This window comes from Tepidimonas fonticaldi, from assembly GCF_007556755.1.
GTDB lineage: Bacteria > Pseudomonadota > Gammaproteobacteria > Burkholderiales > Burkholderiaceae_C > Tepidimonas > Tepidimonas fonticaldi.
In genome coordinates this window covers 1-25,029 of sequence record NZ_VJOO01000028.1, presented here as the reverse complement: position 1 = coordinate 25,029, position 25,029 = coordinate 1, and the positions used below count along the sequence as shown (strand labels likewise).

Annotated in this window: 22 protein-coding genes and 1 tRNA gene; 7 read left to right on the top strand and 16 right to left on the bottom strand. The window is 67.0% G+C overall.

Going from position 1 to position 25,029, the window contains the following annotated elements; genetic code table 11:
• Nucleotides 1-13: 13 nt before the first annotated feature.
• Nucleotides 14-89 (bottom strand) — tRNA-Arg (locus Tfont_RS11865).
• Nucleotides 90-255: 166 nt separating this feature from the next.
• Here Tfont_RS11865 and Tfont_RS11860 point away from each other — a divergent pair.
• Complete coding sequence (locus Tfont_RS11860; RefSeq protein ID WP_143969600.1) at nt 256-765, top strand: c-type cytochrome; 510 nt, start codon at nt 256-258, stop codon at nt 763-765.
• A gap of 45 nt (nt 766-810) precedes the next feature.
• Nucleotides 811-1,284: a type II 3-dehydroquinate dehydratase gene (gene aroQ / locus Tfont_RS11855; RefSeq protein ID WP_143969599.1), complete on the top strand. Its 474-nt coding sequence runs from the start codon at nt 811-813 to the stop codon at nt 1,282-1,284.
• Here the strand turns inward: aroQ and Tfont_RS11850 are convergent.
• The 11 genes from Tfont_RS11850 to Tfont_RS11800 form a co-directional block, all read right to left on the bottom strand.
• Nucleotides 1,221-1,787 carry a DUF2946 family protein gene (locus tag Tfont_RS11850; RefSeq protein ID WP_143969598.1) on the bottom strand — a complete coding sequence of 189 codons (567 nt, stop codon included), beginning with the start codon at nt 1,785-1,787 and terminating at the stop codon, nt 1,221-1,223. The two genes, aroQ and Tfont_RS11850, sit on opposite strands and share 64 nt — an antisense overlap.
• Nucleotides 1,788-1,824: 37 nt before the next feature.
• Nucleotides 1,825-2,910, bottom strand: a complete 1,086-nt coding sequence (locus tag Tfont_RS11845) for a YheT family hydrolase (protein ID WP_143969597.1) — start codon at nt 2,908-2,910, stop codon at nt 1,825-1,827.
• A gap of 35 nt (nt 2,911-2,945) precedes the next feature.
• Nucleotides 2,946-3,362 carry a F0F1 ATP synthase subunit epsilon gene (locus Tfont_RS11840; protein ID WP_068607348.1) on the bottom strand — a complete coding sequence of 139 codons (417 nt, stop codon included), beginning with the start codon at nt 3,360-3,362 and terminating at the stop codon, nt 2,946-2,948.
• 117 nt (nt 3,363-3,479) lie between these two features.
• The gene (gene atpD, locus Tfont_RS11835) at nt 3,480-4,889 is read right to left on the bottom strand and encodes a F0F1 ATP synthase subunit beta (RefSeq protein ID WP_068607350.1); all 1,410 of its coding nucleotides are present in this window, start codon (nt 4,887-4,889) and stop codon (nt 3,480-3,482) included.
• A gap of 44 nt (nt 4,890-4,933) precedes the next feature.
• Nucleotides 4,934-5,803, bottom strand: coding sequence for a F0F1 ATP synthase subunit gamma (gene atpG, locus Tfont_RS11830; protein WP_068607352.1), 870 nt, complete (start codon nt 5,801-5,803; stop codon nt 4,934-4,936).
• A 34-nt stretch (nt 5,804-5,837) separates the two neighbouring features.
• Complete coding sequence (atpA, locus tag Tfont_RS11825; RefSeq protein WP_143969596.1) at nt 5,838-7,394, bottom strand: F0F1 ATP synthase subunit alpha; 1,557 nt, start codon at nt 7,392-7,394, stop codon at nt 5,838-5,840.
• A 45-nt stretch (nt 7,395-7,439) separates the two neighbouring features.
• Nucleotides 7,440-7,970 carry a F0F1 ATP synthase subunit delta gene (locus Tfont_RS11820; RefSeq protein ID WP_143969595.1) on the bottom strand — a complete coding sequence of 177 codons (531 nt, stop codon included), beginning with the start codon at nt 7,968-7,970 and terminating at the stop codon, nt 7,440-7,442.
• A 30-nt stretch (nt 7,971-8,000) separates the two neighbouring features.
• Nucleotides 8,001-8,471 (bottom strand): F0F1 ATP synthase subunit B, encoded by a 471-nt coding sequence (locus tag Tfont_RS11815; protein ID WP_068607357.1) that lies wholly within the window; start codon nt 8,469-8,471, stop codon nt 8,001-8,003.
• A gap of 106 nt (nt 8,472-8,577) precedes the next feature.
• Nucleotides 8,578-8,823 (bottom strand): F0F1 ATP synthase subunit C, encoded by a 246-nt coding sequence (gene atpE, locus Tfont_RS11810; RefSeq protein ID WP_043702567.1) that lies wholly within the window; start codon nt 8,821-8,823, stop codon nt 8,578-8,580.
• 46 nt (nt 8,824-8,869) lie between these two features.
• The gene (atpB, locus tag Tfont_RS11805; protein WP_143969594.1) at nt 8,870-9,739 is read right to left on the bottom strand and encodes a F0F1 ATP synthase subunit A; all 870 of its coding nucleotides are present in this window, start codon (nt 9,737-9,739) and stop codon (nt 8,870-8,872) included.
• A 3-nt stretch (nt 9,740-9,742) separates the two neighbouring features.
• Nucleotides 9,743-10,327, bottom strand: coding sequence for an ATP synthase subunit I (locus tag Tfont_RS11800; RefSeq protein WP_260682376.1), 585 nt, complete (start codon nt 10,325-10,327; stop codon nt 9,743-9,745).
• A 178-nt stretch (nt 10,328-10,505) separates the two neighbouring features.
• Between Tfont_RS11800 and Tfont_RS11795 the strand changes: the two genes are divergently transcribed.
• The 3 genes from Tfont_RS11795 (at nt 10,506) to lipA (ending at nt 12,501) form a co-directional block, all read left to right on the top strand.
• Nucleotides 10,506-10,772 (top strand): YbeD family protein, encoded by a 267-nt coding sequence (locus Tfont_RS11795; RefSeq protein WP_068607363.1) that lies wholly within the window; start codon nt 10,506-10,508, stop codon nt 10,770-10,772.
• Complete coding sequence (gene lipB / locus Tfont_RS11790) at nt 10,769-11,449, top strand: lipoyl(octanoyl) transferase LipB (protein WP_143969592.1); 681 nt, start codon at nt 10,769-10,771, stop codon at nt 11,447-11,449. Before Tfont_RS11795 ends, lipB begins: the two co-directional genes overlap by 4 nt.
• A 74-nt stretch (nt 11,450-11,523) precedes the next feature.
• Nucleotides 11,524-12,501, top strand: a complete 978-nt coding sequence (gene lipA, locus Tfont_RS11785) for a lipoyl synthase (protein WP_068607365.1) — start codon at nt 11,524-11,526, stop codon at nt 12,499-12,501.
• Between the two features lie 19 nt (nt 12,502-12,520).
• Here lipA and Tfont_RS11780 read toward each other — a convergent pair whose 3' ends face one another.
• Nucleotides 12,521-14,419: a TolC family outer membrane protein gene (locus Tfont_RS11780; RefSeq protein ID WP_143969591.1), complete on the bottom strand. Its 1,899-nt coding sequence runs from the start codon at nt 14,417-14,419 to the stop codon at nt 12,521-12,523.
• Nucleotides 14,420-14,612: 193 nt separating this feature from the next.
• Here Tfont_RS11780 and Tfont_RS11775 point away from each other — a divergent pair, with 193 nt between their 5' ends.
• Both Tfont_RS11775 and Tfont_RS11770 read left to right on the top strand, forming a co-directional pair.
• The gene (locus Tfont_RS11775; protein WP_221934294.1) at nt 14,613-15,317 is read left to right on the top strand and encodes a transglutaminase-like cysteine peptidase; all 705 of its coding nucleotides are present in this window, start codon (nt 14,613-14,615) and stop codon (nt 15,315-15,317) included.
• A 36-nt stretch (nt 15,318-15,353) separates the two neighbouring features.
• A complete protein-coding gene (locus Tfont_RS11770; protein WP_143969590.1) occupies nt 15,354-17,270 on the top strand; it encodes an EAL domain-containing protein in 1,917 nt (638 codons plus the stop codon).
• Nucleotides 17,271-17,297: 27 nt separating this feature from the next.
• On the opposite strand, the gene Tfont_RS11765 is transcribed toward Tfont_RS11770, so the two are convergent.
• The 3 genes from Tfont_RS11765 to Tfont_RS14970 all read right to left on the bottom strand — a co-directional run bounded on the left by Tfont_RS11765 (nt 17,298) and on the right by Tfont_RS14970 (nt 24,896).
• Complete coding sequence (locus Tfont_RS11765; protein WP_185974527.1) at nt 17,298-18,215, bottom strand: GlcNAc-transferase family protein; 918 nt, start codon at nt 18,213-18,215, stop codon at nt 17,298-17,300.
• A gap of 8 nt (nt 18,216-18,223) precedes the next feature.
• The gene (locus Tfont_RS11760; protein ID WP_143969588.1) at nt 18,224-19,759 is read right to left on the bottom strand and encodes a class I SAM-dependent methyltransferase; all 1,536 of its coding nucleotides are present in this window, start codon (nt 19,757-19,759) and stop codon (nt 18,224-18,226) included.
• Nucleotides 19,760-19,871: 112 nt separating this feature from the next.
• Nucleotides 19,872-24,896 (bottom strand): DUF5801 repeats-in-toxin domain-containing protein, encoded by a 5,025-nt coding sequence (locus Tfont_RS14970; RefSeq protein ID WP_185974526.1) that lies wholly within the window; start codon nt 24,894-24,896, stop codon nt 19,872-19,874.
• Nucleotides 24,897-25,029 lie beyond the last annotated feature (133 nt).

Genomic DNA, 25,029 nt, shown 5'->3' with positions numbered 1-25,029 from the left:
AGGTTGTGAGACTTGGCGCGGCTGGCGGGGATCGAACCCACGACCCTCGGCTTCGGAGGCCGATACTCTATCCACTGAGCTACAGCCGCAGTCCAGACGCGCATTCTATCAGCCCGCTGCCCGCGCGGTGGCCGCGCGGGCAGCCCCGGGGAACCCCTCGATATAATGCTCGGGTTTGGCAACCCCCGCATGCCCCGCACGGCGCCCCGCGCCGCGGGCAACCGGATCTCCGCTACACGCCTCCAAAGGGACACCATGAGCGAGCACGCGCACGACAATCACACCGGGCCGATCAAGACCCCGAAGCAACTGTGGTGGACGGCCTTCTTCGCGTTCGTCGTTCCGGTGTTCCTGATCATCGGGCTGGTGTTTTACGTGACCAAGGCCGACAAGCCCCAGGCCGGCGCGGTCAACCCCGAACTGGCCACGGCCCAGCGCATCCAGAAGGTCGGCACGGTCGAGCTGCGCGACGCCAACCGCCCGCTGGCCGCCGGCGCCGACGTGTACAAGGCGCAGTGCGCCGCCTGCCACGAGGCCGGCCTGGTCGGTGCCCCCAAGCACGGCGACAAGGCCGCCTGGGCCCCGCGCATCGCCCAGGGTTACGACACGCTCGTCAACTCCGCGCTCAAGGGCAAGGGCGCGATGGGTGCCCAAGGTGGTGGCGCGTTCCGTGACATCGAAATCGCGCGTGCCGTGGCCTATCTGGCCAACCAGGGCGGCGCCAACTTCACCGAGCCGGCAGCGCCCGCGGCCGAGTCCAAGTAACCACCCCAGAACGCCAACGACGCGCCCGTCATCGCCCGCTCTGCCATGACCCGCGTCCTGGTCCTCAACGGCCCCAACCTCAACCTGCTGGGCACGCGCGAGCCCGGTGTGTATGGGGCCGACACGCTGGCCGATCTGGAGGCCCGCTGCCGTGAACACGGCGCGCGCTTGGGTCTGACCGTCGAGACGGCGCAAAGCAACCACGAGGGGGTGTTGATCGATCACCTCCACGCCTGGGGTGCGCTGCATCGCGCAGGTCAGGCCATCGGCGTGGTGTTCAACCCCGGCGCCTACACCCACACCTCGATTGCGCTGCACGACGCCATCAAGGGTGTCGCGCCCATGCCGGTGATCGAAGTCCACCTCTCCAATGTGCACGCCCGGGAGGCCTTCCGGCACCACTCGTGGATTGCGCCGGTGGCCGCGGGCAGCATCATCGGCTTCGGGCCCGAGGGTTATCGGCTCGCGCTCGATGCGCTGGCCCGCCGCGCTGCCACGGGGCTGGGCACGAAGCCGTAACGCGCCGGCAACTCCGCCGCCCGGCAGGGCTGCGGCACCCAGCGGCCCGACTCCACCGCCTCCGCCGCCAGGTGCATGTCCTGCGTGTGGACCACGCCGAGGCCCATGTCCCCTGCCAGATACAGACGACCGGCCTCGTCCAGCCAGGCTTCACGCACCTGTACCGGCACCCCCGTGTGGCTGAACACCCCGCCATCGGGCGCCAGGCGCCACACCCACGGCGTCAGCTCCAGCTCCACATACACCCGCTGCGGCCCGTTCTGAAAAAACCACTGCCCCTGCCCGTCCACCCCGTAGTTGCGGCCGATGAAGGCAATCAGCTTGTCGTGGCGCAGCTCCGCCCCCCGGCTGGCAGGGGTGGCCCCGTCCCCCGCGAACGGGCCAGCCGCCTGGGCCCGGTCGTCCCGCATCCACCAGCGCCCGCGCGCATCCAGCCCCAGCCAACCGTAACAATCGGGCACGTTCGGCCACTTGGCCATCGCCACCTTGACGATGTCGTCCATGTCGGGACCTCTTTCTGCTCTGCGTGGGGCGATTGTGTCACCGCCCGGGCCAGCCCGCCGCCTCGGCCAGCCACGGCATGACCCGCTGCGGCAGTGCCGCCACGTCGCCCCGCATGTCCCACGGGGCGCGCGGCTCGGCAAAGCCCACATGCCCGCCCCGGGCGGGCTGCCACAGTTGGACATACGGCCCCGCTTCCGTCGCATCCGGCAGACTCGCCCCAGGCACGAAGGGATCGTTGCGCGCATTGAGCACCAGGGTCGGCACCCGCACCGCGCGCAGGTGGCGCCGGCTCGATGCGCGCCGCCAATAGTCCTCCACACCGCGAAACCCGTGCAACGGCGCGGTAAACGCATCGTCGAAGGCGCGCAGCGTCCGCGCGCCTAGCGCCCGCTCCAGATCGAACAGGCCGGGAAAGCGCGCCCACTTCTCCCGCGCCTTGCGCCGCATGGTGCGCAAAAACATGCGCGCATACAGCACGCGGTTGAGGCCGCGGTCGATGGCGGCACCGGCGGCCGCCAGATCCAGCGGCGCCGAGATGGCCGCCGCCGCCCGCACGGCCGCCGCGGCACCCGCGCCAGCCTCCTGCAACCAGCGCAACAGGGCATTGCCGCCCAGCGACACCCCCACTGCGACCCGGGGCCAGTCGGGCCAGCGCTGCGCCACGCGCGCCAGCATCCAGGCGATTTCCTCGAAATCCCCCGAGTGGTAGGCCCGCGGCGCTCGGTTGGGCTCACCCGAACATCCACGAAAATGCGGCACGGCGATCGCCCAGCCACGGCGCTGGGCCTCGGCGGCGAAGGCCTGCGCATAGTGGCTGGCCGACGAGCCCTCCAACCCGTGAAACAGCACCAGCATCGCCACCGCACCCGGTGGAACGATGTGATCGACATCGATGAAGTCGCCGTCCGGCGTGGTCCAGCGCTCGCGCAGCCAATCCAACGGAGCCGCCACCCCACGCCGCGCCCACAGCGCCGCGCCGATGGTCTGCCAATGGCCGTTGCGCTGCCAGCCAGGGGGACGTGGCCAATCGTCGCCCGCTGCGCCCGGTACCGACGGTAGGCCCGAAAAGACGACACCGCCCCGGGGGGCGGTGTCGGACGCGACAGGGGACGCGGGCCGCATTGCGGTCGCACCGGACGAGCCGGGGCCAACGGGGTTCAGCGCTTCTGACGGAATTTGCGCAGGGCCGCGATCTGGGCGGCCATGACGGCCAGTTCCGACTGCGCCTTGGCCAGATCCACCTCGCTCTTGGCGTTCTTGAGCGCCTCTTCGGCGGCCTTGCGCGCTTCGCTGGCTTTGGCCTCGTCCAGGTCCTTGCCGCGGATGGCCGTGTCGGACAGCACCGTCACCACCTTGGGCTGCACCTCGAGGATACCGCCCGCCACGAACACGAACTCCTCCTCCCCATCGGCCTTTTCGATGCGCACGGCACCGGGCTTGATGCGGGTGATCAGCGGCACGTGGCCGGGCAGGATGCCCAGCTCGCCCGCCTCGCCCGGCAGGGCCACGAATTTGGCGGGGCCGCTGAAGATGGACTCCTCGGCGCTCACCACCTCCACTTGAATGGTACTCATCTCAGATCTCCTTTGCGCGACGCGGGCGATCGGGGGCCGCCACCGAACCGGCTATGCCGGACCACCGGAGGCGCCCCCTCGAGGGGGAGGCGCCGCAGGCGCTTCGGGGGTCGGGCATCAGCCGGCCAGCTTCTTGGCCTTCTCGAAGGCGTCGTCGATCGTGCCGACCATGTAGAACGCCTGCTCGGGCAGGTGGTCGCACTCGCCGTTGACGATCATCTTGAAGCCGCGGATGGTCTCCTTCAGCGGCACGTACTTGCCCGGCGCGCCGGTGAACACCTCGGCCACGTGGAACGGCTGCGACAGGAAGCGCTGGATCTTGCGCGCACGCGCCACGGCCAGCTTGTCTTCCGGCGACAATTCGTCCATACCCAGAATCGCGATGATGTCGCGCAGCTCCTTGTAGCGCTGCAGCACGGCCTGCACGGCACGCGTGGTGCTGTAGTGCTCTTCGCCGACGATGTTGGGGTCGACTTGGCGGCTGGTGGAATCCAGCGGGTCCACGGCCGGGTAGATACCGAGCGCGGCGATGTCACGCGACAACACGACGGTCGCATCCAGGTGCGCGAAGGTGGTGGCCGGCGACGGGTCGGTCAGGTCGTCCGCCGGCACGTACACGGCCTGGATGGAGGTGATCGAGCCGACCTTGGTGGAGGTGATGCGCTCCTGGAGCTTGCCCATCTCCTCGGCCAGCGTCGGCTGGTAGCCCACCGCCGAGGGCATACGGCCCAGCAGCGCGGACACCTCGGTACCAGCCAGCGTGTAGCGGTAGATGTTGTCCACGAAGAACAGCACGTCACGGCCTTCATCGCGGAACGATTCGGCGATGGTCAGACCGGTCAGCGCCACGCGCAGACGGTTGCCCGGCGGCTCGTTCATCTGGCCGTACACCATCGCCACCTTGGACTCGCCCAGGTTGTCGGAGACGACCACCTTGGACTCCATCATCTCGTGGTAGAAGTCGTTGCCCTCGCGGGTACGCTCACCCACACCGGCAAACACCGACAGGCCCGAGTGCGCCTTGGCGATGTTGTTGATCAGCTCCATCATGTTGACGGTCTTGCCCACACCGGCGCCGCCGAACAGGCCGACCTTGCCGCCCTTGGCGAACGGGCAGATCAAGTCGATCACCTTGATGCCCGTTTCCAGCAGCTCGGTGGAGGGCGACAGCTCGTCGTAGGCCGGGGCCTTGCGGTGGATGGAGCTGGTCAGCGACTGGTCGATCGGGCCGCGCTCGTCGATCGGGTTACCCAGCACGTCCATGATGCGGCCCAGCGTCGCCTTGCCCACCGGCACGGTGATCGGGGCGTTGGTGTTGTAGACGGTCATGCCGCGGCGCAGGCCGTCGGACGAACCCAGCGCGATGGTGCGCACGACGCCGTCGCCGAGCTGCTGCTGGACTTCCAGCGTCAGGGGCGACCCCTCCATCTTCAGCGCGTCATACACCTTGGGCATTTGGTCACGCGGGAATTCCACGTCCACCACGGCGCCGATGCACTGAACGATCTTGCCTTGAACTTGAGCCATGATTGAAACCTTGTCGATGAAAGATAGACGAGAACCCGGCGACGTCAGACGGCGGCAGCGCCGGCGACGATTTCGGACAGCTCCTTGGTGATGCCGGCCTGACGCGTCTTGTTGTAGATCAGCTTCAGCTCGTTGATCAGGTTGCCGGCGTTGTCCGTGGCGGCCTTCATGGCCACCATGCGCGCCGACTGCTCGGACGCCATGTTCTCGGCCACCGCCTGATAGACCTGCGACTCCACGTAGCGCACGAGCAGCTCGTCGATCACGGTGGGGGCGTCGGGCTCGTAGATGTAGTCCCAGTCGTAGCCCGCGTCACCCTGCTCCAGGTCCTGCGCCGACAGCGGCAGCAGCTGCTGCACCACCGGCTCTTGCTTCATCGTGTTGATGAACTTCGTGTAGCACAGGTACACCGCGTTGAGCTTGCCCTCGGCATACGCGTCGAGCAACACCTTGACCGGCCCGATCAGGCGCTCCAGGTGGGGCGTGTCGCCCAGCCCGGTGACGTGCGAGACGACCTGGGCGCCGATGCGGTTCATGAAGCCGAAGCCCTTGTTGCCGATCGCGACCACCTGCGCCGTCTTGCCCTGCGCCTGCAGCTCGCGGAACTGGTTGGTCACCGCGCGCAGCAGGTTGGTGTTGAGGCCGCCGCACAGGCCCTTGTCGGTGGTCACCACGATCATCCCGCTGACGGTCGCATCGGGGTGGGCCACCATGAAGGGGTGCACGTACTCCGGGTTGGCCCGGCTCAGGTTCGCCGCGATCTGGCGCACCTTCTCGCTGTACGGCCGGGCCGTGCGCATGCGCTCCTGCGCCTTGCGCATCTTGGAGGCGGCGACCATCTCCATGGCCTTGGTGATCTTCTTGGTGTTTTCCACCGACTTGATCTTGCCGCGTATTTCCTTGCCTGCTGCCATCGCTGCTCCTTGGAACGGTCCGCTGCCGGGCCGATCAGTAGGTGCCGGTCTGCTTGAAGGCGCGGATGGCGGCGTCGAGTTCGGCCTCGGCGTCCTTGTCCATGGCCTTCTGCGTCTCGAGCTTCGACAGCAACGCCGCGTGCTTGTCCTTCAGGTAGGCGTGCAGGCCGCTCTCGAAGGGCAGCACCTTCTTGACGTCGATGTCGTCCAGATAGCCCTTGTTGGCGGCGTACAGCGACGCGGCCATCAGGCTGATCGGCAGCGGGCTGTACTGCGGCTGCTTGAGCAGCTCGGTCACGCGCGCACCGCGGTCGAGCTGCTTGCGGGTCGCCTCGTCCAGGTCGGAGGCAAACTGCGCGAACGCCGCCAGCTCGCGGTACTGCGCCAAGTCGGTCCGGATGCCGCCCGACAGGCCCTTGATCAGCTTGGTCTGGGCCGCACCACCGACGCGCGACACCGAGATACCGGCGTTGATCGCGGGGCGGATGCCGGCGTTGAACAGGTTGGTTTCCAGGAAGATCTGGCCGTCCGTGATCGAGATCACGTTGGTCGGCACGAACGCCGACACGTCACCGGCCTGGGTCTCGATGATCGGCAGCGCCGTCAAGGACCCGGTCTTGCCCTTGACCTCGCCCTTGGTGAACGCCTCGACGTAGTCGGCGTTGACGCGCGCGGCGCGCTCCAGCAGGCGGCTGTGCAGATAGAAGATGTCGCCCGGGAAGGCCTCACGCCCCGGCGGACGACGCAGCAGCAGCGACACCTGACGGTAGGCCACGGCCTGCTTGGACAGGTCGTCGTAAATGATCAGCGCGTCTTGGCCGCGGTCGCGGAAGTATTCACCCATCGTGCAGCCGGAGTACGGCGCCAGGAACTGCATCGCCGCCGACTCGGAGGCGGAAGCCGCCACGACGATGGTGTACTCCATCGCACCGTGTTGCTCCAGGGCCCGCACCACGCTCTTGATCGACGACGCCTTCTGACCGATGGCGACGTAGATGCAGACCATGTTCTGGCCCTTTTGGTTGATGATGGTGTCGATGGCCACCGCGGTCTTGCCGGTCTGGCGGTCACCGATGATCAGCTCGCGCTGGCCGCGGCCGATCGGCACCATCGAGTCGATGGCCTTCAGGCCGGTCTGCACCGGCTGGTCCACGCTCTTGCGCGCGATCACGCCCGGGGCGACCTTCTCGACCACGTCGGTCAGCTTGGCGTTGATCGGGCCCTTGCCGTCGATCGGGCGGCCCAGCGCATCGACCACGCGGCCGATCAGCTCGGGGCCCACCGGCACTTCCAGAATGCGGCCGGTGCACTTGACCGTGTCGCCTTCGGAGATGTGTTCGTACTCGCCCAGGATCACGGCGCCGACCGAGTCGCGCTCCAGGTTGAGCGCCAGACCGAACGTCGGCTGCCCGTCCTTGCCAGCGGGGAATTCGAGCATTTCGCCCTGCATCGCGTCCGACAGGCCGTGGATGCGCACGATGCCGTCGGTCACCGACACCACGGTGCCCTGGTTGCGCACGTCGGCCGACGGGGCCAGCCCCTCGATGCGGGACTTGATCAGTTCGGAGATTTCAGCGGGATTGAGTTGCATGACGCTTTCCTTTTCGGATGTTCGACAGGGCGTTGGGGCCAGCCGTCAGGCCGTCAGCGCCACACGCATTTGTTCCAGACGGGCCTTGACCGAGGTGTCCAGCACCTCGTCGCCCACCACCACGCGCACGCCGCCAATCAGTTCGGGGCGCAGCTGCACCTGCAGGCGCAACTGGCGGCCAAAACGCTTTTCAAGGACGCCCTGCAGGTCGGCGAGCTGGGCCGCCTCGATCGGGAAGGCGCTCTCGACGGTCGCATCGGCCACGCCCCGCTGCGCATTGACCAGCTTGCGGAACTGGCGCGCGATCTCGGGCAGAGCGGGCACGCGGTCGTTGTCGATGACGGTGCGCAGGAAGTTGCGACCGATCTCCGGCAACGGCGCCTTCATCACCCCGGTGATGACGTCAAACACCTGCTCGGCGCGGACCTTCGGGTCGGCCGCGAAGGCCTGAAGCTGCTCCTGGCCGGCGATCGCGGCAAGCTCGTCCAGCCATTCGCTGGCATCGGCCGCCTGCGCTGCGGCGGCCTTGAACAGCGCTTCGGCGTAGGGTCGTGCAATGGTGGCTAGTTCGGCCATGGTTCAACCTTCGGACGCGCGGTTCGGAAATTAGAGTTCGGTCTTGAGCCGCTGCAGCAGCTCGGCATGCACGCCGGCGTTGACCTCGCGCTGCAGAATCTGCTCGGCGCCCTTGACGGCCAGCACGGCCACCTGCTCGCGCAGGGCTTCGCGGGCCTGCACGGCCTGCTGCTCGGCCTCGGCCTTGGCGGCGGCGATGATCTTGGCGGCTTCCTCGGCGGCGCGGGCCTTGGCCTCTTCGATCATGGCCTGCGCGCGGCGCTCGGCGTCGGCCAGGCGGGCGGCGGATTCGTTGCGCGACTGCACCAGCGCGTCCTCGACACGCTTGTTGGCCACGGCGAGCTCGGTCTTGGCCTTCTCGGCGGCGGCCAGACCTTCGGAAATCTTCTGCGCACGCTCATCCAGCGCCTTGGCGATCGGCGGCCACACGAACTTCATCGTGAACCACACCAGGATCGCGAAGACGATGGCCTGCGCAAAGAGGGTTGCATTGATGTTCATCGCAACGCCTTTCTGAATGTGTGCGGGGGTGGAGCGAGAGGGGGCCGGGTTCGATCGGCGTGCGCCCGGGGCTCACCCGGGCGCACCCTTCCTCACCGCAGGACGATCAGATCGCGAAGGGGTTGGCGAACGCGAACAGCAGCGCGATGGCCACGCCGATCAGGAAGGCCGCGTCGATCAGACCGGCCAGAATGAACATCTTGGTCTGCAGGTCGTTCATCAGCTCGGGCTGACGGGCGGACGACTCGAGGAACTTGCCACCCATGAGGGCGATGCCGATCGACGCGCCGATGGCGCCCAGACCGACGATGATGCCGCAAGCCAGAGCAACGAGACCCAGAATGTTTTCCATGATGGTTTCCTTTTGAGGTTGAGAGGAAGGTTAGGGGGAAACGAACTCAGTGCGCATCATGTGCCTGCCCCAGGTAGATCAGGGCCAGCATCATGAAAATGAACGCCTGCAGGGTGATCACCAGGATGTGGAAGATGGCCCACACCGTACCGGCGATCAGGTGCCCGACGAAGAGCAGGGCCCCGCTGAACGACAGCGCGGCGAAACCGCCGAGCAGCGCGATCAGCATGAAGACCAGCTCACCCGCGAACATGTTGCCAAACAACCGCATGCCGTGGGAGACGGTCTTCGCCACGAACTCGATCATTTGCATCAGGAAGTTCACCACGCCCAGCAGCAGCGCCCAGAACGGGTTCTTGCTGGTGCCAAACGGCGCCGTCACCAGCTCGTGCGTCCAACCGCCCAAGCCCTTGATCTTGATGTTGTAGAACAGGCACATCAGCAGCACCGACACCGACAGACCCAGGGTCGTCGAGAGGTCAGCCGTCGGCACGACGCGCAGATAGTCCTTGAAGCCCAGGGCCGGCCCGGCCGAGTGCCACAGCGCCGGCAGCAGATCCACCGGCAGCAGGTCCATGGCGTTCATGAAGAAGATCCACACGAACACCGTCAGCGCCATCGGCGCGATGACCTTGCGGCTGGCGGCATTGTGGATCACGCCCTTGGCCTGGGTTTCGACCATCTCGACCAGGATCTCGACGGCGGCCTGAAAGCGCCCCGGCACGCCGGCGGTGGCGCGACGCGCCCCCAGCCACAGCAGCCACACGCCCAGCAGCCCCATCAGCACGGAAAACACCACCGAGTCGATGTTGATCACCGAAAAGTCGACGATGAATTCCTGCTTCTTGTTGGTCAGGTGCATCAGGTGATGCCGGATGTACTCACCTGCGGTCGGTCCTTGTCCTTCAGCTGCCATTCGTCAACCCATTCCCGTTCTTGAACAAACCGATCGGTCCCGCGCCGCCGGCCGCACGATCCACGCCAGCCAGTACGACTTGAGAACCACCACCAGCCCGACCACGAGGCCCAGCCAGCTCAGATCCGGGATCCAGCGCGGCGCCGACGCCAGCATCGCCAGCACCAGCAGCACCTTGACCCCTTCCCACCACAACCAACCCGCCAGCGACGCCCGCGCCACCCCGGGGAATGCCGCACCCAGCCAACGCGCCAGCGCGCTCGACGTCATCCCCCAGGCCATGACCGCCGACGGCAGCACGGCACACAGCGCGCCATACGCCACCGAAGCCACCCGGGACCAGCGCCCATCGCCCGCGACGAGCACCCCCACGGCCGCCACCGCCGACACCAGCAGCGCCAGCGCCGCCTGCCACGCCACGACCCGCCACACGGACAGCGCCGGATGCCGCTGCCGCCACAGACGCACCTCTTCGGGCGTCAGGGGCTTGAATTCGGCGGCATCACCCTCAACTGCGTCCCCATCGGCCCATCGCCCCTCGGCACCTTCGGGCCCCTTGGCCAACTGCGGACGAGGGCGCTCCGCCACCGACGACGGCCGGGATGCAGCGGGAGGAACGGACCGGTCTGCTGACACCGCCAAACCTGCGATTATCGACACCTCGAAGACGCACGCCTGACAGCGAGCGTGGCGCCTGCGCAGCTTTTGGCCGCGCTGGCAAAGCTCTTTATTATACGGATAAACCCCAATTATCGTTCCGTTGCGCATGTCCGACGTCCAACCCCTGCTCCAGTTTCCGTGCCGCTTCCCGATCAAGGTGATGGGTGCGCACGTCGACGGCTTCGTCAGCGCCGTGGCGCACGTCGCGCGCCAGTTCGACCCCGACTTCGACGAAGCGGGCGTCGAGCAGCGCGTCAGCCGCGGCGGCCGTTACCTGGGCCTGACCATCACGGTGCAGGTAACGTCGCGCGAGCAGCTCGACGAGCTCTACCGCACGCTGACCACCCACCCGATGGTACGGGTCGTGCTGTGAGCGCGGTCCTGCGCGATCTGGGGCGGGCCGACTACGACGCCACCTACGCGGCCATGCGCGCCTTCACCGAGGGGCGCGGGCCGCACACCGCGGACGAAATCTGGCTCTGCGAACACCCCCCCGTCTTCACCCAGGGGCTGGCGGGCCGCGCGGAGCATCTGTTGCATCCGGGCGACATCCCGGTCGTGGCCACCAACCGCGGCGGCCAGGTCACCTACCACGGCCCCGGCCAAGTGGTGGCCTACCCGCTGATCGACCTGCGCCGCGCCGGCTACTTCGTCAAGGAGTATGTGTACCGGCTGGAGGAAGCCGTCATCCGCACGCTGGCCACCTGGGGTGTCACGGGGCACCGGGTGGCCGGGGCCCCCGGCATCTACGTGCGGCTGGACGACCCCCATGCCCATGCCGCGCTGGCGGGGCCGCGCCCGGGTGGCGACCCGTTCGCGGGGCTGGGCAAGATCAGCGCCCTTGGCATCAAGGTACACCGGCACTGCACCTACCACGGCGTGGCGCTCAACGTCGCGATGGACCTGAGCCCCTTCTTCCGTATCAACCCCTGCGGCTACGCCGGCCTGCGCACGGTGGACCTTGCTACCATCGGCGTCGACGTGCCGTTGGCCGATGTGCGCGCCGAGCTGGCGCAGCAGCTTCTGCGGCTGCTCGCGCCCCGCCCATGACGCTGCCCACCGCCGCCCATGACGCCGGCAACGACACCGCCACCGACGCCGCACCATCGCGGCCAGGATCCCCGATGAACGCCGAAACCTCCACGCCCCCGACCGCCGGCTACGACCCGACCGCCAAGCAAAAGAGCGCGGCCAAGACCGCCCGCATCCCCATCAAGGTCGAGTCCGCCCCCGCGCTCAAGAAGCCGGACTGGATCCGGGTCAAGGCCGGCAGCCCCAGCACGCGGTTTTACGAGATCAAGGACATCCTGCGCGCCAACAAACTGGTCACCGTGTGCGAGGAGGCGTCCTGCCCCAACATCGGCGAGTGCTTTGGCAAGGGCACGGCGACCTTCATGATCATGGGCGACAAGTGCACCCGGCGCTGCCCGTTCTGCGACGTGGGCCATGGCCGCCCGGACCCGCTCGACCCCGACGAGCCCGAGAATCTGGCACGCACCATCGCAGCGCTCAAGCTGCAGTACGTCGTCATCACCAGCGTGGACCGCGACGACCTGCGCGACGGCGGGGCGGGGCATTTCGTGGCCTGCATCCAGCGCGTGCGCGCGCTCTCACCCGCCACCCGCATCGAAATCCTGGTGCCCGACTTCCGCGGCCGCGACGATCGGGCGCTGGAAATCCTCAAGGCCGCCCCGCCGGATGTGATGAACCACAACCTGGAGACGGTGCCGCGACTCTACAAGCAGGCGCGCCCCGGCTCGGATTACGCGTTCAGCCTCAACCTGCTCAAAAAATTCAAGGCCCTGTTCCCCCATGTGCCCACCAAGAGCGGGCTGATGGTCGGCCTGGGCGAGACGGACGAGGAAATTCTGGAGGTCATGCGCGACATGCGCGCGCACGGCATCGACATGCTGACGATCGGCCAGTATCTGGCCCCCAGCAGCCACCACCTGCCGGTGCGGCGCTATGTGCACCCGGACACGTTCAAAATGTTCGAAGCCCAGGCTTACGCGATGGGCTTCACCCACGCGGCCGTGGGGGCCATGGTGCGCAGCAGCTACCACGCCGACCAGCAGGCCCACGCCGCTGGCGTGGGGGGCTAAACCCCCACGCCCCCGAAGATCAACGGCTGGCGGGCCGCCCCGTCTCGATGATGGTCACATCGACCCGGCGGTTCTTGGCGCGTCCCTCGGCCGTGGCGTTGTCGGCAATCGGCTCGCGCTTGCCGCGGCCTTCGGTGCGCACCTTGTCGGCCGGAATGCCCTTGCTGACCAAGTAGGCCTTGACCGCCTCGGCGCGGCGCAGCGACAGGCGGTCGTTGTAGGCATCGGAGCCGATGCTGTCGGAGTGGCCCACCGCAATCGCGACGTCCAGATTGGATGCCTTGATCTTGGCGACCAGCTCATCCAGCTTGGTCTTGCCCTGCGCGGTAATGACGGCCTTGTCGAAGTCGAACAGCGCATCCGCCTGCAAGGTGATCTTCTGCGGCGCGGCGGGAGCGGCAGCCGGGGCGGGGGCCGCCGCCGGCGCAGCCGGACGCGCCCGCACGGGCGCCTCGGCCACGGCCTTGGCCTTGTCGATCTCGAACAGCGCCGGGGTTTCGAACGGGCACAACTCCTCCGGCGCCAGCTCGCCGCGGTCCTGTCCGGCATCCACCGCGCTGGGCTGGTCCGGCCGCGCCACGCCCAGCGAAGCGGTCAGCTTGCCCATGCTGGCCAGCGTGCGGGCCTGGGCCACGAACTCGTTGTACTGCGCATTCAGATAGGCACGGCTGGCCTCGAAGTATTCGTTCTGCGTGTCCAGCAGGTCCAGCAGCGTGCGCTGGCCGATGTCGAACTGCTGGCGATACGCCTCGCGCGCCACTTCGGTCGACAGGCGGTGCTGGTCCAGATAGCCCAGTTGCTCGCGCAGGCGCACCACGTCGTTGTAGGCGATGGCCAGCGTCTGGCGCACGTCGCGGCAGGCCTTCTCCTGCAGATCGCGCGCCTGCTTGTGCAGCTCGACCGCCTGCTTCTCGCGCGCCTGGTCGGCGCCACCCCGGTACAGGTTGTAGTTGAGCAGGATTTCGGCCGTCAGATCGCGGGTGCGGCCATTGACGTTGTCGATGTCACGCCCCCATGTCTGGCGGATGCGAAAGTCCACGCGCGGCCAGTAGGCGGCTTTGCGCGAGTCGATCTCCTGCCGCAGCGCGCGCACATTCTCGTAGGCGGCATTGATGGTCGGGCTGGCGGGCAGGCCTTGGCGCATGGCCTCGCCCATGCTGGCGGGCACGCCGGCAAAGCGCAGACCGTCGCGAATGGCGGGCAGGGTCGCCGGCGGCTTGACGCCCAGGATGCGCTGATAGCGGGCGCTGACGTCGTGCAGGTTGGAAATCTCGGTCAACAGGTTGGACTCGGCCAGCGCCAGACGGCCGGTGGCCTGGTCCATGTCGACGCGGCGGCTGACACCGGCTTTGACGCGCTCCTCGATCTGCTGGGCGGTCAGCTTGTGTTCGACGTAGTTGGCCTTGGCCTCCTGCACCAGCGCCGAGTAGCGCGCCACGTCGGCGTAGGCGCGCACCGCCTCCAGCGCGATGTTTTCCGCCGCTTCCAGCAGCTCGTAATAGCGGGTCAGCTTGGCGTAGCTCAGGCGCTGCACCTCGCTGGGGGTGAAGAAGCCGTCGAACAGCGTCTGGGTCAGCGTCAGGCTGGCGGCCGACCGGTTGAAGCGCTGCTCCGGCGTGCCGGGGGGATCGACCCGGTGCTCGCGACCGATGCCGTAGCTCAGGTCCACCGAGGGACGCCAGCCGGCGGCCGCAACGTCTTTCTGGGCATCGGCAGCGGTGAAGGCGTGCCAGCGTGCCTGCACCTCCGGGTTGTTGACGATGGCCGACTTGACCGCTTCCACCAAGGCCGGGGGCAGCGCAGCCGCCTGCGCGGCGGGCGCCGACGCCGGCGCGGGGGCCGGGGTCTGCGCGTGAACGGGTGTGACAAGCACCATCACGGCCGCTGCCACGGCCGTGATCATCGGGATGGTTTTCATGGGGAACCTCTTTTCGGTTGGGTGGGTGCCGGCTTCCGGACCCACAGGACTTACACGCACAACCGCGTTCGGTATCATCCGAATCAGTTTGCCGGCTGATTTTGGGTGGGGTTAGGGGCGTTCGTCAAGGGTTTGACGGGGTTGACTTTCGTGCGATGATGCCGTTGGACTGTTTTTGTCGTGCGGCCCCCACATGGCGATACCCCCCACCCGATGCAACGCACGCCCAGGCCGGGGGTCGTGGTTGGCCTCGGGGCTGCTGGCGCTCGCCCTGGCGCTGGGGGGGTTGGCGGGCCTGGGGTGGGCGCTGGCGGCCGCCAACCTGGACCGCATGCAGCAGCTCGCGCGCGAGCGCTACGGCCCCACGGCGGAGGAAACGGTCATCGCCTGGCGCCGCCTGCTGGCGGAGCAGCGCGGGCAGCCGGTGGAGCAGCAGCTCGCCGCGGTCAACACCTTTTTCAACCGGCGCATCCTGTACGAGCTCGACCCCGTGGTCTGGAACCAAAACGACTACTGGGCCACGCCGCTGGAGTTCATGGGCCGCGCCGCGGGCGACTGCGAGGATTTTGCGATCGCCAAGTACATGACGCTGCTGGAGCTGGGCGTGCCCAACGAGCGGCTGCGCATGATTTATGTGCGCGCGCGCACCGCCGGCGCCAAGACCGAGGCCCACATGGTGCTCGGCTACTATGAAAATCCGTCCGACGAACCGCTGATCCTGGACAACCTGGTGACCAGCATCCGGCCCGCCTCGCGGCGGCCGGACCTGACGCCGGTGTTCAGCTTCAACAGCCAAGGGCTGTGGGTCGCCGGACAAAGCCAATCGTCGGCCGACCCGACGGCGCGTCTGTCGCGTTGGCGCGAGGTGCTCGACCGCATGAAGCAGGAGGGGCTGTGAAGCACGGCCGCTCGCAACCACCCAAGGGGTAGGACCATGTCACTCGTCAAACAACTCTGGCTCGCCATCCTGGTCGTCATGTCGGTGGCGTTCGGTGGCAGTCTGGTGGTCAGCGTGTTGTCGGCACGCCACTACCTGGAGCAGCAGCTGCAGGTCAAAAACCTGGACAACGCCACGGCGCTGGCGCTGGCGCTGACCCAGCTCGACAAAGACCCGGTCACGGTCGAGCTGCAGGTGGCCGCGCAGTTCGACGTCGGGCACTACAAGTTCATCCGCATCACCTCGCCCACGGGCGAGACGCTGGTCGAGAAGGTGTACGAAGGCCGGCTGGAAGGCGCCCCGGAGTGGTTTGCCCGGCTGATCCCGATCCGCACGACGCCGGGGCAGGCGCTCATCCAGGACGGCTGGAAGCAGTTTGGCACCGTCACCCTGGCCAGCCACGACCAGTATGTCTACAAAAGCCTGTGGGAGGGGACGCTGGAGCTGCTGACCTGGTTCGTGATCGGCGCGCTGGCCACCGGCGCGCTGGGCACCTTGGCCATCCGCATCATCCTGCAGCCGCTGCGCGACGTGGTGGGGCAGGCGCAGGCGATTGCCGAGCGGCGATTCGTCACCGTGGACGAGCCGCGCACCCCCGAGCTGCGTTCGGTCACCCGCGCCATGAACGACATGGTCGAGCGCCTCAAGGCCATCTTTGCCGAAGAGTCGGCGCGGCTGGAGGCCCTGCGCAAACGCGTCAACACCGATCCGGTCACGGGCATTGCCAACCGCGAGTACTTCCTGTCCCATCTGCGCGAAATCCTGTCGGGCGAGGACTTTGGCTCCCAGGGCAGCCTGGTCGTGGTGCGGCTGGCCTACCTGAACGAGCTGAACGCCAAGCTCGGGCGCCAGCGCGCCGACGCCCTGCTCAAGGGCCTGGCGCAAGTGCTCTACGCGTGCGGCGACGGCCGGCCGGGGCAGCGGGCGGGGCGCATCAAAGGGGGTGAATTTGCCGTGGTGTGCCCGACGATACCGTCGCCGGTGGAGGCGGCGCGCGAGGTCCACGAGCGGCTGATGCGCGACTGGGCGCCGCAGTGGCTGCCGGAGTTCCCCGACCTGTTCCACCTGGCGGGGGTGGGTTATGTGCGCCACCAAAGCCTGGGCGACCTGCTGTCGCGCGCGGACCAGGCGCTGGCCCAAGCCCAGGCCAAGGGGCCCAACTCCTGGTATGCGGTGGAAGACAGCACCGCTCGGGGCCTGACGCTGCCCGCCGAGCAGTGGCGCACCCTGCTGACCGAGGCGGTCAGCGGCGGCCAGCTCAGCCTGGCGTTCTTCCCCGTGGTCCGCAACGACCCGTCGCGTCCGCTGCACCAGGAGGGGGTGATCCGCCTGCAGGTCGACGCGAGCGGCCAGCTGCTCACCGCGGGCGACTTCATGCCCATGGCGGCCAACCTCAATCTGACCGCGCCCATCGACCTGGGCGTGGTCAAGCTGGCCATCGAGCATCTGCGCAAAGGCGCGGGGGACGTGGCGGTCAACCTGTCGGCGGAGACGATTGCGGACTTTGGCTTCCGCAACCAGCTGGTGACGCTGCTGCAGGGCTACCCGGAGCTGTGCCGGCGGCTGCTGTTCGAGGTGCCCGAGTACGGCGTGTTCCGCCAGTTCGAGGCTTTCTGCGACCTGGTGCGCAGCCTCAAGGGGCTGGGCTGCCGCGTCGGCATCGAATACTTTGGCCAGCGCTTTGCCGAAAGCGACAAGCTCGCCAGCCTGGGGCTGGACTACATCAAAGTCCACCCGAGCTATGTGCGCGGCATCCGCGACAACCCCGGCAACCAGGAGTTTTTGCGCGGGCTGTGCACCATGGCGCACGCGCTGGGCATCACGGTCATCGCCCTGGGTGTGGAAAACCGCGACGACCTGCCGCTGCTGGCGCAGCTGGGGTTCGATGGGGCGACGGGGCCGGGGGTGGGGTGAATCACGCTGCCGTGCCCAGCGGGCGGTTCAAGCGGCTTGGATCGTGCGGGCCTTGAAGTCCACGCCCGCCAGCGCTTCAAACGCCGCCAACGACCGGACCGCCCCCAACCCGTAGCGGTCGATGTCCACCAACGCCGCGGGGTCTGCGGGGGCCTCGCCGGCCAGCAGATGGCGCACGCGGGCAAAGGACAGGGCGTTGAGCCGCGTCCAGTCGCGGTTGTCCTGCCAGTGCTTGGGGCGCCCGCGGTCGTGCGTGTAGTCGTGGTACAGCAGCACATCGTTGGGGGCGTACACATCCCACCCGTGGGTGAACAGGCGGGCGGAGAGTGTGGACTCTTCCCCCTGGAAATAGAGGTAGGGATCGTAGGGCACCTGATCGAACGCCGCCGCCGGCGCAAAAATGCAGCCCGCCCCCACAAACGCCAGGCGCGGCGGCTGCGCGGGCCGATCGGCCCATGCCAGCGAGTGGGAGCGCAACGCCAGGATGCCCTGCTCGTTGAACGCCTTGGGTCGCGTCAGGGGGATGGCCGGATCGGCCAATTGCCGCGGCGGCGTGTAGGGCACGGGGTGGCACGACAGCACGGCCCGCGGGTTGCACAAGCCCGACCACATGCACAGAAAACGCTCGTCCCACCCGGGGGCAAAGCGCGTGTGGCTGTCGATCTGCAGCACGAACGGCTCGTCCTGCCGCAACTCCGTCAGGATGCGATGGCGGGCCCAGCACGCCCCCAGGCTGCTGCCCGCGTGTACGCACAACTGCCGAACCGACGGCCCCTCCGGCGCCAGACAGTCCGCGTCCACCCCCGGCACCACCTGGGACAGCACCCCGAACACCACGCGATGCGGGTGAGCGGCCTGCGCCATCGCATCGCGGACGGTGGGGCCGGTCTCGGCATCGCGGTAGTTGGCGACCGAGACGAAGATGCGTGCATCGGGCGCCGTCACGGTGGGCGTCACCCCAGCGCCAATGCAGCCGCGATCGGCTCACGCGTGGCCGCGTACCGTTGTGCGCGCTCGGTCAACTCGCGCAAATGGTCTTCGCGGCTCTGCAGCGGCTGGCCGTCCTTGACCAGGCGCTCGTTGTGGCTGAACAGCGCGTCGCACACGGCGGCCGCCCAGCGCGCGGGGTCGGACTCGCCCTGCCGGGTCAGCATCCAGAACATCTGCTCGAAGCGTCCCATCGACACCGCCCCGCCCGTGACCGCGCTGGCCAGCCAGCCGCCCCCGTCGGTGCTGTCGAAGGCGCGGCGAGCCAACGCCTGATTGAGGCCGATCACCCGAGAACACACCGCCCCCGGATCGTGGTCTGCCGCCAAGTGCACCTGCCCGGTGGCGACCAGAAGGGTCACCGCCTGCACCACCTGCTCGAAATGCACACCCGCCGGGGCCACGGCCGCCTCCAGCGCCTCCACAGACCGCACGGCATGGTCTGCCAACGCATCGACGACCGGCCCGTAGATGCCCGCAGCCATGTCCGCCTCACCCAAGGTGCCAGTGACCTTGAGCCGCACCTCCGCCCGCGGCACCGCCAGCACCACGCGCTGCTGACGCAGCAGCGCGCGCCGCTCGTCCGGCCCCAGGGGCAATGCCCCCTTGACCCAGTAGTCGCGCCGGAATTGCTGGTTCACCAGCACATCGCGCACCGTCTCGCGGTGCACGGGGTCGGGGATGTCGCGCAACAGCGTGCGTTGCGCGTCGGTCAGGTTCAGCGGTTCGACATGATCAACCAGGTGCGCCGAGGCCGCCCAGGACAGCTTGGCCTCGGCCATCTGCGCAGCGATGTCGGCAAAGTACATCGGCTCCCAGTCTTGATTGAAGTACTCGTGGGCCAGGTACGCACGGCTTTGCTGACGCAGCCGCTGCACCCGACCCGCCACCGTCGGCGCCACTTTGGCGTACTGCGGCTGTGCCTCCAGAACGCGCTCGACGAAGCTGCGCGCCGCGTCCACCCGCTCGGCCATCCCTGCCCCCGGTGCGGTCATCACCGCGGCATGGCGCGCCATCAAATGGCGAATCGGTGCAAACACCGCCCAGCCCGGCAGGGTGTTGTAGCTGGCGTAGACGACCCCCCCGACCCGCAGCCGCCGGTGCAGGAACTCGACGATCAAGGCCCGGTTGCGCCGCGAAACCCAGCTCCAGATGCCGTGCAGGCCGATGAAATCGAACATCGGCAGATCGTCGCGCTGGCAGAACTGGGCGAACGAGTCGTCGAACAGCCGCACGAGGCTGCCCGCCGCATGCGACAGGCGCTGGGCATTGGCCACCTGCATGGGGTTGAAGTCCGTTCCCCACCATGCCACGGTGGACGCGGCGGCGTGAATGTTGAGGCTGACCCCTTGGCCAAAGCCCAGCTCGCACGCCTGGCGCACGTCAGGCGGCGCCCAGCCCTTGAGCAGCAAGGCCCAGCGCGCCCGCAGCGGGTTGAGCTCATGGTAGTAGCCGTGCGTGTAACCGATGTCGGTGACGTAACCCTCGGACCAAGCCGACATGTGTGCCTCTCCCTGCAAAAAACGGGCACCTCCGCTGGGCGGTGGTGCCCCGTGACGCCATCCCGCAACCGCGCCGCCCCCGCAAACGCAGCGGCGCGGTGCGGCCCCCACCTTAGGTGGGATCGCCGGTCTTGGTGATGGTAGCCAGGTCCGGGGTCGGTGACAGGTCGAGGGCAATTTGCACCTCGGCAACGGTGGCGCTTTCGATCACCACCTGCTGCTGCACGCCGCCGGTGTCCGACCCGTTGCTGTCCACCGCCAGGGTCACATCGGAGCCCGTCTGCGACTCCGCCACGGTCAACGGCGCCGAATCCTCGGGCAGCACGTCCTGGATCTTGATCGCGTCGTCGCTGCCGAAGTTCTTGACCACATCCTTGTCGCCGGCGTTGGTGTCGGCCAGATTGATGACGACGACGTCCTTGCCCGTGCCCAAATCGAGCACGTCGCTGCCGCCACCGCCGATCAGGGTGTCATTGCCCGCACCGCCGATCAAGGTGTCGTTCTTGTCACCGCCGATCAACACATCGTCGCCATCGTCTCCGACCAAGGTGTAGCCTTTGTCGTTGCCGGCCACGCCCACGTCCTGATTGGTGAAGGTCCCCAACTTATCCACCGCGTCGTCCAAGGCTTTGCCGTCTTCCGGGACAGAACCGGAAACGGTGGTGGACGATCCGCCCGTGGTCATCGAGGTGTTCTTCGACAGCTCCACCGTCTTGCCATCATCCCCCACATAGGTGGTGGTCACCACGGTCGTGGTGGTGGTGGACACATCCGTCTTGGTGGTCGTGGCCCCAGTCACCTTGTCGGCACTGATCGCGTCCAGCCGCCCGTCTTTGTTGGCGTCGATGGTGACGTGGAACTGCGTGTTCACCTTGTCCCCGTCGCCATCGGTGACCGTGGCGTCGAAAACCAGGGTCAGGTCATACGCCGTGGTGGTCGTGGTCGTGGTCGTGGTGGTGGTCGTGACATCGGTGGTGATGGTGGTCTTGTACGACTTGTCGTAGGTGTAGTTCACCGTCACGCCCGCATCCGGGTCGATCCGATAGCTGTCACCGTTCCCGGCCGTGAATGTGACCGTGTCGGATGTACCCAGTGTCACGGTGATCGGAGTATCGACATTTGCATTGTCGCCTTGCTCGGAAGGCGCGGTGACCGATCCATCATTGGAGGGTTCACCAGCGACGGCCCAGCTCGCTTTGTCACCCTTGCCAAAGTGATCGAGCGTCAGATCAAGGCTGGTGATGTCTACATTGGACACGCCTGCCGGCGGGCTGGAGGCCGTGATCTTGAGCTTGAGCGACTCAGATGGGTCCAACCAACCGCTCGGGTTATCGATGAAGTTGTTGCCGACTCCGATGCCCTGGTTGGACCAGTTGACTTTATCCTCGTTCTCGCCGGACTTGCTGTCCCCATCGCTGCCCGTGGCCTTGATGTTGAACACGATACCGGAGGAACCGTCGGCCTGGCTGATATTGAGCACTTCGCCCTTACCACCGCCCAGGCTGTCACCGGTGAACGTGACGCTGTCGGTGACGGTCTTTGTATAGGTGCCGTATTCGACCTTATCCCCCGTCTTGGTATCGACGGTGACGTCGGTTTGGGAGCTGGTCTTGGTGTACGCATCCACCTGCCCCAACATGGTCACCGAATAAGTGCCCGTGGGCAAGCCGGCGGTGTCGCGGTTGAGGGAGACGGTAAACACGACCTCGTTGCTGCCTTCCTTGACGGCTTTGAGGCCACCCGATCCATCGTCCACGTACACCAGTTTGGTGCCCCCCGAGGTCACGAGGGTCGCATCGCCATTGCCAGCGATGGCCGTGACGTAGCGGACGGTGGAGTCGCCGTCATCCTTGGTCGGCACGTCCCGGATAGCGGCCTCCTGGCCCCAGCCGTCGGCGCCCGGGTCGATGCCGAGGGAAGCAGTGGCCGTCACCGGGTCGGGTGGTGTCACGATCACCGTCTCCTGCAACAGGTTCAGCATGGAATCGTGCTTGCTGACGTCGATGATCTGCACTTTCCCCTCTGACCCACTGGCCGTAGTCACTCCGTCCGTCAGGCGGATCAAATCCGGGTCGGTCACCGGTGTCTCCACCGCCACCACGAACAAATGATTGACGTCCGCACCAATGAAGCCTTTCCATGCAGCGACATAGTTGGCATCGACTGCATCACCGGAAACGGAAGTCACCGATGGGTTACTCTGGGGATCAACCGTACCCGAAACGTTGTATTCGCGGTTCGGGGCACCGTCCGTGATGAAATACGCCACCGTCTGATCGGCCGGCGGGTGCGGATCGGTTGCCGTACCCGAATCCGGGCCATCGCCCCGAATGGTGTGATGAATGGCCGCCTCGTAGTTGGTATAGCCATCGGCGCTGAGCGTGTCTAAGAACGCCTTGGCGTCATCAGCGGTCATCCAGCCAGTCGATTGGGCGTTGGTGGAGAAAGTCGTGAACTGGACGTTGACTCCACCATTGTCTTCGTACTGATCGATAAGGGACTGCAGCGCCGCCTTGGCGGATGCCAACTTAGCCCCCGACATACTGCCCGAAACATCCAGAGTCACGATGACATTGGTCACCGGCGGAATCGTATTGATCGTGGGCGACACGTTGGCGATCAGCACATTCTGCGCGCCGTTGGCCACGGCCACGTCGTCTTGCACCTGCGCGGTCAAAGCCACCGAAACGGTGTCGCCGTCCTTGTCCTCGGCCGAAATGGTCAGCTCGTCGAGCTTGAGCCAGTCCTCACCCGGCTGGGTGTGGGTCATCGCGCCGGTGACCGTCACGGTGTAGTCGCCATTCTGGTCGATCTGCAGGGTAGCCGCGGCCTTGGACGCATCGGTGGTGGCTTTGCCGTCCTTGTCAAAGTACACGGTGGTACCCGTGGCACCGACGCTGACCGTGGTGGCACCCACCTGCACGCCGGTCACCTTGCCAAAGCCGTCCGCGCCCCAGTTGACCGTGCCGGTCATCGTCTGGGTGCCGGTGGTGTGGCTGAGGCCATCTGCCTCGTTGTTACCGATGACACCACCCCCGGTCTTCGGCGCCGACTCCTCCTCCAACTGCACATCGATGACCACGTTCTTGCCATCGTCCAGCTTGACCACCGGGGCGTCGTCTTCGACCGACACTTTCAACGTCATGGTGTCGGTCAACCCTGTCGCCAGCGCACTGGGGCGATCGTTGGCGATGACTTGGAAACTCAGGTCGACGGTGTCGTTGTCATTCCAGAAGCCCACATCGGCCCCCGGACGGGCGTGGTCGATGGGGCCGTCGATATCCACCTTGGCGCTGTAGCCGTCCGTGTAGTTACCACTGATGCTGATGGTGGCGATCGTCGTGTCGCCGACCTTGCCGACGAGGGTCGTCGGCGTGCTGCCCGACCACGACCACACGACCGCCGCGCCGCCGGAGGTCAGACTGGGCAACCCCGTGGTCGAGAAGAAGACCGCCGGCACATCCCCGATGTCCGGGTCGGCCACGCCGAAACCATCGCTGTCCTGGTCGGTCTGGCCCGTGCCTTCCCGGTTGCCATTCTTCAGGGCATCTTCCTGCACCGCAAGGCTCAGGGCATCGGCATTTTCGGCGGAGTACTTGCTCGTCTCGCCCGGATCCTTGACGTTGTCGCCGTCCTTGTCGATCCAGATCTCCTGGGTGGAGTCTTTGCCGGTGACAAACTCGGGCCGGTCGTTGACGCCGGTGACCTTGACCGTGACGTTGGCCACGTCGGTGTCGCTGTCGGCGTCTTTCATCTGGTAGTTGAAGCGGTCGTCGAACGTCGCCCCCTCGCCCAAGGCCTTGGCTTTGAAGGTGTCGAGCGTATAGGCGGCGTCCCCGGTCTTGGTGATGGCGAGGCTGCCCAGCGTGCCCGTCGCGTCGAGCGTGGTCTCGCCAGACTCGTCGAAGAAGTCCGTGGTTTTGTAGGTGCGGTCACCGCCGGCACGGTTCCAGACCACTTCGGCAGGCGCGCCATCGGCCTTGCCCTCGTACTGGTCGTTGAGCAGCACGTTGACGTTCTTGGTCGCTTCCGTCGCCAACAGGGTCAGGGTGTCGTCGGCGGCCACCGGGCCCGTGTCCTGGAAGTTGATCGCACGGCCAATGTCGAAACGATTGGACGCCGTGTCGCCATCGCCGTCTTTGACCGTCGCGGTGATGGCCACCACCCCGTCGCCGAGGTTGGTGATTTCGTGCGGGTCGTTGGTCGGGTGCATGACCGCGCGGTACAGGTCCACGGTCAGCACGCCACTCGCCCCGTCGACCGCGAGCTTGAGCACCTCGGTCTTGACCGCCGGGGTGGAGTCGTCCCCGCCCACCATGACATAACCGATCACCGAACCATCGGCCTGCTTCTCGAGCGTGACCGTTTGGCCCGTGGCGCTGTCCTTGAGCGTCGTTGCTTTGCTGCCCGTGCCGTCGAGGACTTGAAGGCCAAAGACCTTGGAGCCCGCAGTGGCCGGGCGGTCCGCGCCGAAGTTGAACTGGAAGCGGCTGGACAGTTGGGTCTCGCCCGTGTCGTTGTCCGCGTCGGTGCTGGTGCCCTTGTCCGCCTCGGCATCCTTGACGAGCAGCGGCACCCCGGACCAGTTGATGGTCAGGTTGACATCGTCGTAGTCCTTATCGGACGAGCCGGTGGTGATTTTCAGGTCTTCCCAGTTGAAGTTGCCTTTGGCCCCCGTGTCGGCGGTGGTGCCGGACGGCGTGGCCTGCACATGCGACTGGCCGTCCGGGTTGAGCGCTTGATCCGAGAAGTAGACCGGTGCGCCGGCGCCCGACAAAGCCGTGCCGCCCACCTTGGCGACCCATTGACCACCGATCTTTTCAAAGGTGACGTCGGTATTGCCCGTCAGGCCGGTATTCTGGTTATCGCCATTGGGGATCAGGAAGAAACCGATTTGATCCGGCGACACGCCGGCCGGCAGCGACACCGAGGTCGTTGTACCGCTCTTGACGTCGTCCCAAATGACAGTCCCCGAGACCGGGTTGCCGCTCGCATCTTTGATATACCAGCCAAAGCTGTTGTGGTAACCCGCCTCGCCGCCCTGGTACGCAACCGTGAAAGTCGGCACCAAACCTTGGGTGGGCGGATTGACCAGGACCTCGGGCACGTCGTCCTGCACGCGGGCCGTCAGATCCACCTGGATAGTCGTCCCTGAAAAATTCATTTTCACGCCGCCCTTAGCCGCAGCTGGGCAGGGTTGGCGCCACTGGACTCGGTTGGCCGCCGCTGGGCGAGCCACCGGCCGATGAGGCGCACGGCCGCAATGAGGC

Excerpts from the sequence above, each read along its gene's own strand:
- Tfont_RS11860 (WP_143969600.1), top strand. The coding sequence starts at position 256 with ATGAGCGAGCACGCGCACGACAATCACACCGGGCCGATCAAGACCCCG.
- aroQ (WP_143969599.1), top strand. The coding sequence starts at position 811 with ATGACCCGCGTCCTGGTCCTCAACGGCCCCAACCTCAACCTGCTGGGC.
- Tfont_RS11850 (WP_143969598.1), bottom strand. The coding sequence starts at position 1,787 with ATGGACGACATCGTCAAGGTGGCGATGGCCAAGTGGCCGAACGTGCCC.
- Tfont_RS11845 (WP_143969597.1), bottom strand. The coding sequence starts at position 2,910 with ATGCGGCCCGCGTCCCCTGTCGCGTCCGACACCGCCCCCCGGGGCGGT.
- Tfont_RS11840 (WP_068607348.1), bottom strand. The coding sequence starts at position 3,362 with ATGAGTACCATTCAAGTGGAGGTGGTGAGCGCCGAGGAGTCCATCTTC.
- atpD (WP_068607350.1), bottom strand. The coding sequence starts at position 4,889 with ATGGCTCAAGTTCAAGGCAAGATCGTTCAGTGCATCGGCGCCGTGGTG.
- atpG (WP_068607352.1), bottom strand. The coding sequence starts at position 5,803 with ATGGCAGCAGGCAAGGAAATACGCGGCAAGATCAAGTCGGTGGAAAAC.
- atpA (WP_143969596.1), bottom strand. The coding sequence starts at position 7,394 with ATGCAACTCAATCCCGCTGAAATCTCCGAACTGATCAAGTCCCGCATC.
- Tfont_RS11820 (WP_143969595.1), bottom strand. The coding sequence starts at position 7,970 with ATGGCCGAACTAGCCACCATTGCACGACCCTACGCCGAAGCGCTGTTC.
- Tfont_RS11815 (WP_068607357.1), bottom strand. The coding sequence starts at position 8,471 with ATGAACATCAATGCAACCCTCTTTGCGCAGGCCATCGTCTTCGCGATC.
- atpE (WP_043702567.1), bottom strand. The coding sequence starts at position 8,823 with ATGGAAAACATTCTGGGTCTCGTTGCTCTGGCTTGCGGCATCATCGTC.
- atpB (WP_143969594.1), bottom strand. The coding sequence starts at position 9,739 with ATGGCAGCTGAAGGACAAGGACCGACCGCAGGTGAGTACATCCGGCAT.
- Tfont_RS11795 (WP_068607363.1), top strand. The coding sequence starts at position 10,506 with ATGTCCGACGTCCAACCCCTGCTCCAGTTTCCGTGCCGCTTCCCGATC.
- lipA (WP_068607365.1), top strand. The coding sequence starts at position 11,524 with ATGAACGCCGAAACCTCCACGCCCCCGACCGCCGGCTACGACCCGACC.
- Tfont_RS11780 (WP_143969591.1), bottom strand. The coding sequence starts at position 14,419 with ATGAAAACCATCCCGATGATCACGGCCGTGGCAGCGGCCGTGATGGTG.
- Tfont_RS11775 (WP_221934294.1), top strand. The coding sequence starts at position 14,613 with ATGGCGATACCCCCCACCCGATGCAACGCACGCCCAGGCCGGGGGTCG.
- Tfont_RS11770 (WP_143969590.1), top strand. The coding sequence starts at position 15,354 with ATGTCACTCGTCAAACAACTCTGGCTCGCCATCCTGGTCGTCATGTCG.
- Tfont_RS11760 (WP_143969588.1), bottom strand. The coding sequence starts at position 19,759 with ATGTCGGCTTGGTCCGAGGGTTACGTCACCGACATCGGTTACACGCAC.